Raw genomic sequence first — 11,846 nt, forward strand, 5'->3', positions numbered from 1 at the left:
ATAAGAAATGTGTATAGCTGCCATATTAAAATAACATTTCTATTATAGATGGTTTGCCTTTATTCTTTGATGGCTTCAGAGATGGCAGAGAGGCTGTTTATTTAATGGGTATGTTGTGAGAGATAACACCATGCCACGTAGTAAAACATGGCTGAAATTTATTACGAAAGCGGCGGGATAGTTAACTACCTGCACATTGTCGTTTCAACGTTCGTTTTTTTATTAGACATGAATTGTGTTTTTTCTTCGTTATGACCGTTTATTTAACCGAGCTTTAACCTTTCTGTGTGTACATTAGCCTGACCTATTTATGGAGTTTGAACATGCGTTCATCATTTTTTGTATTCGTTTTTATTCTTACCATCGCCACTACCGCCTGTACCGAGACAGACACAAAAACTAGTCCAACGGTAGCAGCAGCCCCAGCAGAAGTGGATGTGGCTGCACCACTTAAACAAGTTCTGACTGAATGGGATGAGTTTACAGGTCGCTTTGAAGCCATCAACGATGTTCAACTGCGTGCCAGAGTAACGGGCTATTTGGTTGAGAAAAAATTTAAAGATGGTCAGTTTGTAAAACAAGGTGATGTACTGTTCATTATCGATCAGCGCCCTTTTCGCTATGAATTGCAACGCATTGAAGCCCAGCATCAACTCGCCCAAAAAGAGTGGGAACGTGCCCAAAATCTGCGTCAATCAAAGGCTATTTCACAAGAAGAAGTCGATCGTCGTTTCCAGGAATTGCAGATTTCTAAAGCCTCACTTGAGGACGCCCGTTTACAAATGCGTTTTACCGAGGTGACGTCACCTATTGATGGCAAAGTCAGTGATAGCTATGTGGATGTCGGTAATATGGTTGAAGAAAACAATACTGTGTTGACGCGTATTGTCAGCACCAACCCTGTCCATTTCCGTTTTGAAGGGTCACAGAGTGAATTATTGAAATATCTGAGACTCGACCGTGCAGGTCAGCGACCTAGCAGTGACACTGCACCTAACCCTATTTATATCAAATTACTTGATGAAGATAAGTTCTATCATCAAGGCCAAATGCACTTCGTTGATAATGCGGTAGACAACTCTACCGGCACGATTGAGGCCACAGCCATTCTAAACAACGATACAGGCCTTATCTATCCGGGGCTGTTTGGTCGTGCTCGCTTAATGGGCCGTGCAAACTATGAAGCGGTGCTAGTACCTGAAAATGCTATCAACACGGATCAGGACAAGAAGTTTGTTTACATCGTTAATGATGATGACAAGGTTCAGCGTCGATATGTCAGCGTAGGTACCCTGCTCGATAACGATTTTATTGTAATTAGCAGCGGTTTGTCTGGTGATGAGCGTGTTGTGGTTAATGGCATTCAGCGTATTCGTCAGGCTAGTCAGCCCGTCACTCCTAACATGACACAGCTGGAATGGCGCGAAATTGAAACCTTAGTCCAGTCAAACGCTCAACCTGCGGCTGTCCAAGTCGCAGAGCAACAATAAGGATCGCTGACCATGCAGTTTCCCAAGTTTTTTATCGACAGACCTATTTTTGCCACCGTGATCTCGATTATCACGGTGATTGTCGGGGCCATGGCATTTCTGACCTTGCCTATTGAGCAATACCCTTCTGTCGCGCCCCCCACCATCCAAGTATCAGCAAGTTACCCGGGTGCGACCGCTGAAACAGTAGCAGAGACCGTTGCAACACCAATTGAGCAGGAAGTGAACGGCGTTGAAGGCATGCTCTATATGTTTTCGCAGGCGTCATCTGATGGCAGCATGACCTTATCCATTACCTTCGAGTTAGGGACCGATCTGGATACGGCTCAGGTTTTGGTACAAAACCGTGTTGCGATTGCTGAACCACGCCTTCCTGAGGTGGTTCGCAGCATGGGTGTAACGACACGTAAAAATACCCCGGATCTGATGCTTGTGGTGAATATGTCCTCTCCGGACGGTACCTATGATCAGAATTATCTGGCGAATTATGGTGTACTCAATGTGCGTGATCGTCTGCGCCGTATTGAAGGTGTGGGTGAAGTACGTGTATTTGGCGCGGCAGATTACGCAATGCGGATCTGGCTGAAGCCTGACCTGCTTCAGTCTTATGGTATTGCTGCCGGCGACATCCTTACAGCGTTACGCTCTCAGAACATTCAGGTAGCCAGTGGTACCCTTAACAGCGCGCCACAAACCGAGCAAAACTACTACGAGTACATTGTCCAAACTCAGGGCCGACTGGAAACACCTGAACAATTTGGTGAAGTCATTGTAAAAGCCAGTGAAGGTCGTATCGTTCGTTTGAAAGACGTTGCCAGGATCGAACTCGGTGCTCAGGAATACGTCACAAAAGGTTACTTGGGTGAAAAGCCTGCTGTTGCGCTACCTATATTCCAGCGACCCGGTTCCAATGCGATTGCGACCACAAAGGCATTAATGGCGGAAATGGAAGATATCGCGGCCGACTTCCCACCCGGTATCGAATATGAGTTTGCCTATAATCCGACGGAATTTATTGAGCAGTCTGTTGAAGCGGTCGAATTCACCGTATACGAGGCTGTGTTTTTGGTGGTCATCGTCATTCTAGTGTTTCTGCAAACCTGGCGGGCAGCGATCATCCCGATCGTGGCTATTCCCGTCTCGCTTATTGGTACTTTTGCCGTGATGTCGGCACTGGGCTTTTCGCTTAATAATTTGACCTTGTTTGGCCTGGTATTGGCCATTGGTATCGTGGTCGATGATGCGATCGTTATTGTTGAAAATATGGAGCGTAACCTGCGTAAAGGGCTATCGCCTCGTGAATCCGCCCGAAAAACCATGGATGAAGTAGGTACAGCGCTTATCGCAATGGGGCTAGTACTGGTAGCAGTGTTCTTGCCGACAATGTTCCTTGGTGGTATTTCTGGCAAGTTCTACCAAGCCTTCGGTTTGACTGTTGCTGTTGCGACTATCATTTCTGTTGCAGTTTCTCTGACCCTATCACCTGCCCTCGCTGCCATTTTGATGAAAGTGGACCCGAATCACGATAAACCGGTGATATGGTACAAATCGCCAGTAAAAGCCTTTTTCAATGGTTTTAATAAGGGCATGGAGGGGCTGTCAGAACGCTATGGCTGGTTTGTCGGTAAAACGATACGCATGACGACCATTATGTTGTTGATTTATGGTGGACTGATGACCTTCACGGCATTTCAGTTTGACCGGGTGCCGACGGGTTTTATTCCATCACAGGATCAGGGTTCACTCATTGTTGCGATTACCTTGCCTGAAGGTGCATCACTGAATGAAACCGATAAAGTCGTGCAGGAAGTCACGCGTCAAATGCTTGAGGTTCCGGGTTTGGCAAACACAGTTGGCTTTACCGGTTTTTCTGGTGCTACCCGCACACTACAGTCAAACTCAGCAGTACTTTTCACACCATTAGAGTCGTTTGATAAACGTATCGCAGAAGGGATTGAGTATCAAACGATTCTGAGTGATATGCGAGCTGTCGGCGCCTCATTTAAAAACGCCCAAATAGCGGTGTTTGAGCGTCCTCCAGTGCCGGGTATCGGTAGTGCTGGTGGTTTCAAAATGATGTTGCAGGATCAAGGTGGGCGTGGCGCCAAAGTACTGGAACAAGCCGCCATCGACATGGCTGCAGCGGCGAATAGTCCTGACAACCCAGCAACGACCTCTGCTTTTACCTTCTTCAGTACGAACAACCCACAGTTGTATCTGGATATTGATCGTAATAAAGCGGAACGTTTGGGTGTGCCGGTGGACAATGTGTTTGATGCATTGGAAGTCTTTATTGGTTCTGTTTATGTTAATGACTTCAACTACTTAGGGCGTACATTTCGTGTTACTGCTCAGGCTGAAGCAGAAGAGCGTCTGAGCATTGATGATGCGATGCGGATCCGCGTGCGTAACAATAACGGTGATATGGTGCCGATCGGCTCCTTTGCCACGGTACAGAACACCTCTGGTCCATCACGTGTACCACGTTATAACTTGTATCCTGCTGCGAGTGTCATGGGTAGTGCCAGTGCCGGATTCAGTTCAGGTGAAGCGCTCGACACAATGGAACAACTAGCAGACCAAATATTACCTGATGGTGTTGGTTACGAGTGGACCGAAATCGCTTATCAGCAAAAATCCACAGGTGACACCGCGATACTGGCGTTTGTGCTGGCAGTGGTATTCGTGTTTCTGCTGTTAGCAGCACAATATGAAAGTTGGACTCTGCCATTGTCGATCATTCTTATCGTACCAATGTGTCTTCTTTCTGCGATCACCGGCGTTTATATTGCCGGCATGGATAACAATATCCTGACCCAGATTGGTCTTGTGGTGCTGGTAGGTTTGGCCTCCAAAAATGCGATTCTGATTGTGGAGTTCGCCAGAGAACTTGAAGATCAAGGACGTGATATATGGGAAGCTGCAGTTGAAGCTGCCCGCTTACGATTACGCCCTATATTAATGACCTCATTTGCTTTCATTCTGGGTGTCGTGCCGATGGTGATTGCCGAAGGTGCTGGGGCTGAAATGCGTCAAGCGCTGGGTGTAGCGGTATTCTCCGGTATGTTAGGTGTGACTGCCTTTGGCTTGATATTTACACCCGTTTTCTACGTTCTGTGTCGTAAGCTTGCTTTAATTCGAACTAAAAAAGACTCGCAATCCCTGTCTTCGGAGACTGTTTAATATGAAACCACGTTTGATTACGACGTTAATCTGTGTTGCGCTTACCACCTCAGCTTGCGCTTCATTTCGAGACTATACAGCGCCTAGTGCACCGGAGACTGTGGAGCGTATTGAGTTCGAGCAGTCTGATGACAGTCGCTTTAAGTCGGCGAGCCAACCCGTTGCTGACTGGTGGCGAGAATTCACGGACCCTGCTTTGACCCAACTGGTTGAAGCCGCAATGGCAGCGAACCCCGACATTCGCATTGCCTTTAGTAACCTGCAGGAAGCGCGTGCACTTAGCCGAGAAGCGGGTTATGACCGTTACCCCTCAGTCGATGCCAGTGCTGATTATTCACGGAACCTAAATTCTCAGGAAACCGAGAGTGGCCAAGCGTTACCCAGAACGAACAACAATTACCAGGCTGGTTTTGATGCCAGCTGGGAATTAGATTTATTCAACCGAGTCTCTTCTCAAATTGAAACGCAGGCGGCACTGGCAGAGTCTGCCGAGGCCAATTTGCAATATATGTATGTGACTATCGCGGCTGAAGTAGCCAGAACATATGTTGAGTTACGCGGTGCGCAACACCGCTTAGATATCGCTGTGCGGAATCAGAAAAATCAGGCAGAAACGCATGAGTTGACTCAGGTTTTGTTAGACGGCGGTCGTGCCACGGCATTAGATGTTGCCAGAGCGAAGACACAAATGACACTGACGGCAGCCACTATCCCTCCCCTCGAAGCGCAAATGACCGCTGCCATCAATCGTTTGTCGGTACTAACCGGACAGGTGCCTGATACCTTGAGAAATCAGTTATCTGATAAAGCACCATTGCCAGAATTACCGGTAACCGTGGCTGTAGGTGATGCTGAATCGTTGCTTAAAAGACGGCCAGATATACGCGCTGCAGAGAGAACGTTGGCAGCGTCTGTATCGGCTTACAATGTGGCCACCGCTGACTTATTCCCAACGGTCAGGCTGTTAGGCTCATTAGGCTTTGTAGCAACCAATCTCAGTAGCTTTGGCACTTCGGCTCTGGCTGGTTCGCTCGGTCCGTCAGTTGAGTGGCAAGTATTTAACCGTGATAGTGTGCGTGCCCGAATTGATCAAGCCGATGCGCGCAGTCAAGCACAGTTGGCGACTTATGACAAAACAGTGTTAGCTGCACTCGAAGAAACGCAGACCGCACTCAGTAATTTTGCTCGTGAAGAAGAACGACGTGCCACTTTGCAACTAGCGGCACAATCAGCTAAACATTCGGGTGATCTTGCAAAGCAACGTTTTGATGAGGGTTATGATGACTTTCTTGATGTGCTCGATGCCGAACGCACTTTGCTGGAAACGGAAGATACACTTGCCAACAGTGAAATTGCGTCGGTACTCAATCTGATTGGAATCTATAAGGCACTCGGAGGGGGCTGGCAAGTGGCCAGTGACACTACTGATGTCAGTACTCAGGAGTAAGTCTTTTTAGCAAGAGCATGAAATTTTGGATGTATTCATGCACCTTGTCATCACTCATTAAGACGCCTTTAAATCAAAAAATAAGCCGTAGTTCATGCTGAACTACGGCTTATTATTTATTTGAAATAAAAGCAGTCTTGCTTTATTTCACTTTCTCGACAAATTAATAATCATCAATAACGACTGACGATAGTTCTTGTTGCTTGATATCGTCTTTATTGGGCAGCAGCGAGAATGAAACAATGTCTTGTCCACAATTACTTTTACGTGTCGCCAGCGCATCATACCAGCGTGAGATCTGTGGCCGTTGTCTCACCAAGCTGGCTTCTTCAGTCTGCATTAACAAATGAATAACGGCTGTCCAATGGACATCTGCAAATGAGTACTTGTTGACGATATAGGCGTTACCAGTCAATTGCTTTTCAAGTAGATCTAACACGCGATTCAGATTGGCTTTGGCTTTTTCACATGCTTCAGCGTTTGCCGTGTAGTCGGTGTCAGTCATTGGTTTCAACAACTGTTCTTGAACTAAAATATCGACATTAGGCGTAGCTTCTGTGACCGCAATATCAACCCAAAAGTCTTGTGTCGCTGCTTCGGTAACATTTTTAGGAACTAACGAATAGCCCAAGCCTCTAGCATTAATAAAGGCCATGATGGCATTTGCACCAGCGACATTATAATCGGCTTCTTTTAAACCGGGGTATGTACCAAACTCAAAAATGTCCTGGTATTCAGGCGAATTTTGTTCAGCGTTTAGAGTGTCCAGATAGCCTGTTCTCATTTCCATACCCTGCTCTGCCGCAGTGATAATACATTTGAGTGTATCGGCATCCCAGGGGGTACCCAGTAACTGGAGCATGTATTGTGCTTTTTTCATTTCGCCGGTACTGCCGTAATTACCATCTAGATCCATTGGCGCTTTTTGATCGAATATATCCATTGCTTTTTCCTCTAAATTCAGTGTGTCTGTCTTATGCCACTTGACTGTTACTTGACCCAGTCTGCATCGGTAAGTACTCGATATTCAGTGGTCCAGACATTTTTTCTTCTATACGGGTAATCCACTTTTCTATATTGGGGTGCTGGCTTATGTCATAGCCACCGCATTTAAGAACATAGATATAAGCAGCAGCATGCGGATCGGCAAAACTCAATTGCCCCACAATGAATTGGTTATCCGCTAAGATTTTATTCAAGCTAGATAACACTCTTTCTAGAGCGATTTTATCTTCCACAGTCATGTTGCCGTGGATCATCGCTTCTGTGGCGGGAGCTAATGCTTGATAACAAACATCAACCCAATAATTTTGCAGCCCTAGAGTTCTGGCTTTTTTGGGGATTAATGAAGTGCCCTTACCTCGCACATCGAGGTAGGTCAAAATTGCTCGTGCACCGGATACTGAGAAGTCACCTTGCGTTAAAGTGGGTACTTTTTGTGTTCCCTCGATGTATTGATAGCTGTTGATGTGATCTATCTCAGTCTCAGGCGTTGCCAATGTTGTTTTTAATGAAATTTCTTTGATTCCTGCCATAAGCAGACATTTCATGGTGGCAATTTGCCCTTTCACCCCAAGCAATGTTATCTCTTGACTACTCTTGTCTTTTTTCCAACTGAATAAGCCCATCATTCCACCTCTGTTGATATTAGTCTTTGTAATGCTCTAAACCGTCTCGACTTCGATGCGCTTTACAGTGACCCATTTCGGGTCTGGCGCATAAGTGAGTTCTTAGTTAGAAAAACAATAACTAATTTTTGTGGAAATATATGTACGTAATTATTCATATATAAATAACAAATATGAATATTACAAAAATAGATTTTAATGATGGGGGGTTGTAAATTAAAGAATCACTTGGCACTAACAAATAATTATAATCACTTGATTATATTATATTTGTTTACTATTTCATCCCTGATTATAAATGCTTTCCATGGATTAGGGCTCTTTGAATGCGGATAAATCAACGTAATCAAAACCTGCTGCTATCGCTATTTTTAAGACATCGGACAGCGATTTCGCATCTAATTTTTCCATAACATGTACTCGATGCAGCTCAACCGTTCGGATGCTGATGTCCATATCAAAAGCTATCTGCTTATTTCTTAGCCCATCAACCATGCCTTTCAGTACTTCGTGTTCCCTCGGTGTCAGACTGGCCACGGCTTCCTTGGCTGTCGCTTCAAATAGCTCAATTTGCTGTTTATCTTTTCTGTCGGCAATGCATTCTTTAATGATGCCAATCAACATGGTCGAGTCAAACGGTTTCTCGAGAAAGTCATATGCGCCGACCTTGAGTGCCTTCACTGCTGTGGGGATATCGCCGTGGCCAGTGATACAAATAACGGGCATTTTTAACTCTCGCTTTTGTAACTCTTCCATGACTTCCATACCAGACATTTCAGGCATGCATAAATCTAGGATGACGCATCCTTCTTCTAATTCTTCTACATTTGCGACGAACTCTGCTGGATTGCCAAAGGCAACCACCTCAAAGTCCTCAGAGCGTAATAACATTGATAAAGAGCCCCTGACAGCATCATCATCGTCAACTATGTATATGTTATTCATATTTTAAGCCTCGATAAATTCGATATCTTCGACTGGTAAGGTAAATTTAAACGTTGTTCCGCCATATGTATTTTTCTCAACGAGCAAGCGCCCCCCGTGTGAATAAATAATTGAGCGAGTAATTGCCAGCCCCATTCCCATGCCTTCTGGTTTAGTTGTATAAAATGGTTCAAAAATTTTGTTGATTTCATACTCAGAAAGTCCGGGGCCACTGTCATGCACAGACACCAAAACTTCCTCACTCTGGTTGTGTGACTCGATAATCAACTGCCTCTCTTCTGCCACGAGCACCCGCATTGCTTCAATGGCATTTTTAATCAGGTTAATCAGGATCTGTTCAATCAATATACGATCAGCAAATACGTGAGGTAAATCTTCTGACAACTTTAGCTCTACTTCAGGATCTTGCTCCTGAAACTCCAGCCTGAGTAATTTAATGGCTGAATTAATCAGCGTATTGACGCAAACCGTTTTTCTGGAATCGTCCTTTTTCACAAAATTTCTGAGCTCATGCATTATTTCCTGAGCGCGGATGGCCTGACTAGAGACATTTTCCAAAGCACTGAGAATTTCTTCTTTAGTCGTTTTATCTTTCTGAATCAGGGTTATACATGCCCTACTGTACGCTTCAATTGAGGTGAGTGGTTGTGATAACTCATGTGCAAGCTGCGAGCTCATTTCACCAATGGTTATCATTCGTGAGGTATGCGCCAACTCAAGTAAATGTTTCTTTTCTAACTCTTCATCACTTTTCGATTGCGTGATATCAGATGTCAGTACCACAAAGCCCTGTACCTCACCGGTTTCAGAGAAGTTCGGTACATAGGTACTGCGAATATAAACCACACCTGAGTTCGGGTAGCTGAGTCTTTCCTCAAAAGTGACGGTGTTACCAGCCATAGCCTGTCTGACATATTTTTCAACAATCCGATATGAAGGCTCACCAATCACATCCCAGATTACTCGTCCACAGATTGCCTGACGTGACAGACCAAACCACTTTTCAAATGCTTTGTTATTAAACTGATAGCGAAGCTCTTTATCCACATAGGCTATCAACTCAGGAATGGCATTAATGACCAACAGTAGTTGCTGCTCGCTTTGGTGCAAAGCCTGCTCAATTTTGCGGCGTTTATTTTCTTCTTGAACCTTTAATGTAACCTCTTGCAAGATAACGGTAAGAATAGGTTCGGATGCCGATTTCGCCAAAGAGGAAATTGTCATATCAAAATAACACTTTCCTTTCGGGCCATAAAAACTCACCGTCTGATTGCCACTATGCCCACGGTCTTGAGTACTCAGCGCGGCGGCAATCATATCCTTGATTTGGCTCTCATGGGTATCGGGGAAAACCGCATAGAAATAGGTGCTGACCAGATCCCGTTCACTATATTTGAGCAGTCTCTGTGCACAGGGATTGAGGTTTAAAATCTTACCTTTAGAATCCAGATTCAAGATGCCAATCGGCACTCTATCAAGCAGCCTGTCCAAGTAATTCGTGACAAGCGGTTGTCCGGTCATCGAAGCTAAGCGTTCCCTCTCAACTTCAGCCATGGTAGTGGCGTAATTACGTTGGTTTTCAATGACGTCGACCTTTTGTTGCAACAAATCGAGAAAGTTATCTTTGTTGTCATAGATATAGGTCGTAACATCAGAGCTTAAAAAAGGTGAAAAAAGTATCGACTTTCGTATGGTTTCTTTTTGGTTGTCATCGCAGAAGATGATGACTTTTATGCCTTTATGTAAAACAAGCGTGTGTTCTGCTATCCGAATTGGCTCTTGTACATTGAGTCCCAGCACGAGAATGTCTGGGACACCAAGCTTGTCCTCCAGCCTGGTATATAGCTCGTCCGCTGATGTGACGTACCCGAGCATGACACCGGCGCTAAGGTGTGAATTTAAATAATCTAATAACTCAGCATCGTCGTCCAGGAATAAAGCAATTCGGCTACTCATCAGGTATCAGTGAGTAAAGGCTGTTCAAGAATAGAGCGACCGGTCCAGACTCTCAGCATGTCAGTGGTGGGTGACATAATGTGTGCAGCCCGTGCATCACGCATCATCCTGTTTAAGTTAGAGTCCTCTCGATAGGCGCTTCCGCCACACAGCGTCATGCCTTCATTAACGATATCAATGACGGTGTCTGCGATTTCTGCCTTGGCGGAAAATAAATCTAGCTGACTGCCCTCTATTCCATTGTCATAACATTGCGTCGCCCAATACAGCAGGGCTCGGGTACGGGCATATTTTGCCCACAAACAACCCACTTGGTGCTGAGTAACAGATGATGAGGCAATGCTTTTGCCATTGAAGGAGAAAGTGCGTTTCATGATGTGGGATTTGACTTCTTCAATCACAGCACGGGCTAAGCCAAGGTATGCCCCAGCAATGGCGGTGAGAAAATAAGGGGTAATGACATTAAAGATATACCAGATTTGATCTCCTTCATTACCTAAAATGTGCTCTTCAGAAACTGCCACTTTGTTAAGAGATAAGTTGCGTGAGCTATTTCCTCTTAATCCCAATCCAGCCCAAGCAGGCCCCCACTCTATACCTTCACTGTTTCCTGGTACGATTATGCAGTTAAATTTTCCTGTAGGTTGGTTGGTCTCTTCTGTCACTGCCGAAACGACGTAGGAGTCAGCTCTGCCACCATTGGTAGCAAATGACTTTTCACCTTCAATTATATAATCCCCGTTATGGGTATTAGTCATCTTGGTACGAGGCAGGTAAAAGTGAGAGCCAGAACCCAGCTCACTTAAAGACAGAGAGGTGATATGTCGACCTTCACAGATTGGTGTCAGGTAATTATCCTGTTGAAAATCCGTGACTTTTGAAGCGATAACAGCACTACCGACACAATGCATGCCGTAGCAAATAGACGTGCTGGCACAAGACTGTCCAATAATTTCACAGACTTTTGCTAGTGTTTCTGTGCCATGTCCCATGCCACCAAACTCAAGTGGAATTGTCAGTCCACCCAGTCCGGCCTGTTGCAAGGCTCGAATACCTTCCTCTGGCCATTCAGCATACTTATCCGTATGTACCGTATTTTTAGCAATAACTGATTTACTGACTTCTTCAGTTATTTCAAAAACCTTAGATATCTCTGAGTACATTTACTAAACCCACATTCCGAAAACTATTTACTAC

Annotated in this window: 8 protein-coding genes; 3 read left to right on the forward strand and 5 right to left on the reverse strand. The window is 45.1% G+C overall.

Annotated features, from left to right (window positions below):
* The first annotated feature begins 323 nt into the window (after positions 1-323).
* Genes MDMS009_RS01350 through MDMS009_RS01360 form a run of 3 tightly spaced genes read left to right on the forward strand, consistent with a single transcriptional unit; the run spans position 324 to position 6,120 of the window.
* A complete protein-coding gene (locus MDMS009_RS01350) occupies positions 324-1,490 on the forward strand; it encodes an efflux RND transporter periplasmic adaptor subunit (RefSeq protein ID WP_008289857.1) in 1,167 nt (388 codons plus the stop codon).
* Between the two features lie 12 nt (positions 1,491-1,502).
* A complete protein-coding gene (locus tag MDMS009_RS01355) occupies positions 1,503-4,673 on the forward strand; it encodes an efflux RND transporter permease subunit (RefSeq protein WP_008289920.1) in 3,171 nt (1,056 codons plus the stop codon).
* A 1-nt stretch (position 4,674) separates the two neighbouring features.
* A complete protein-coding gene (locus tag MDMS009_RS01360; RefSeq protein WP_008289897.1) occupies positions 4,675-6,120 on the forward strand; it encodes an efflux transporter outer membrane subunit in 1,446 nt (481 codons plus the stop codon).
* Positions 6,121-6,283: 163 nt separating this feature from the next.
* Here the strand turns inward: MDMS009_RS01360 and MDMS009_RS01365 are convergent, their stop codons facing one another.
* The 5 genes from MDMS009_RS01365 to MDMS009_RS01385 all read right to left on the reverse strand — a co-directional run bounded on the left by MDMS009_RS01365 (position 6,284) and on the right by MDMS009_RS01385 (position 11,812).
* Positions 6,284-7,063 carry a glutathione binding-like protein gene (locus MDMS009_RS01365; protein ID WP_008289971.1) on the reverse strand — a complete coding sequence of 260 codons (780 nt, stop codon included), beginning with the start codon at positions 7,061-7,063 and terminating at the stop codon, positions 6,284-6,286.
* A gap of 31 nt (positions 7,064-7,094) precedes the next feature.
* Positions 7,095-7,751, reverse strand: a complete 657-nt coding sequence (locus tag MDMS009_RS01370; RefSeq protein ID WP_008289921.1) for a glutathione S-transferase family protein — start codon at positions 7,749-7,751, stop codon at positions 7,095-7,097.
* 309 nt (positions 7,752-8,060) lie between these two features.
* Positions 8,061-8,693: a response regulator transcription factor gene (locus MDMS009_RS01375; protein WP_043887718.1), complete on the reverse strand. Its 633-nt coding sequence runs from the start codon at positions 8,691-8,693 to the stop codon at positions 8,061-8,063.
* A 3-nt stretch (positions 8,694-8,696) separates the two neighbouring features.
* The gene (locus MDMS009_RS01380) at positions 8,697-10,649 is read right to left on the reverse strand and encodes a PAS domain-containing sensor histidine kinase (RefSeq protein WP_008289955.1); all 1,953 of its coding nucleotides are present in this window, start codon (positions 10,647-10,649) and stop codon (positions 8,697-8,699) included.
* Positions 10,649-11,812, reverse strand: a complete 1,164-nt coding sequence (locus tag MDMS009_RS01385) for an acyl-CoA dehydrogenase family protein (RefSeq protein ID WP_008289902.1) — start codon at positions 11,810-11,812, stop codon at positions 10,649-10,651. The genes MDMS009_RS01380 and MDMS009_RS01385 overlap by 1 nt, the downstream gene beginning before the upstream one ends.
* Positions 11,813-11,846: the final 34 nt, after the last annotated feature.

The sequence above is a fragment of the Methylophaga thiooxydans DMS010 genome, from assembly GCF_000156355.1.
GTDB classification, from domain to species: domain Bacteria; phylum Pseudomonadota; class Gammaproteobacteria; order Nitrosococcales; family Methylophagaceae; genus Methylophaga; species Methylophaga thiooxydans.

Coding starts and splice junctions, on each gene's coding strand:
- MDMS009_RS01375 (WP_043887718.1), bottom strand. CDS start 8,693: ATGAATAACATATACATAGTTGACGATGATGATGCTGTCAGGGGCTCT.
- MDMS009_RS01370 (WP_008289921.1), bottom strand. CDS start 7,751: ATGATGGGCTTATTCAGTTGGAAAAAAGACAAGAGTAGTCAAGAGATA.
- MDMS009_RS01380 (WP_008289955.1), bottom strand. CDS start 10,649: ATGAGTAGCCGAATTGCTTTATTCCTGGACGACGATGCTGAGTTATTA.
- MDMS009_RS01355 (WP_008289920.1), top strand. CDS start 1,503: ATGCAGTTTCCCAAGTTTTTTATCGACAGACCTATTTTTGCCACCGTG.
- MDMS009_RS01350 (WP_008289857.1), top strand. CDS start 324: ATGCGTTCATCATTTTTTGTATTCGTTTTTATTCTTACCATCGCCACT.
- MDMS009_RS01365 (WP_008289971.1), bottom strand. CDS start 7,063: ATGGATATATTCGATCAAAAAGCGCCAATGGATCTAGATGGTAATTAC.
- MDMS009_RS01360 (WP_008289897.1), top strand. CDS start 4,675: ATGAAACCACGTTTGATTACGACGTTAATCTGTGTTGCGCTTACCACC.
- MDMS009_RS01385 (WP_008289902.1), bottom strand. CDS start 11,812: ATGTACTCAGAGATATCTAAGGTTTTTGAAATAACTGAAGAAGTCAGT.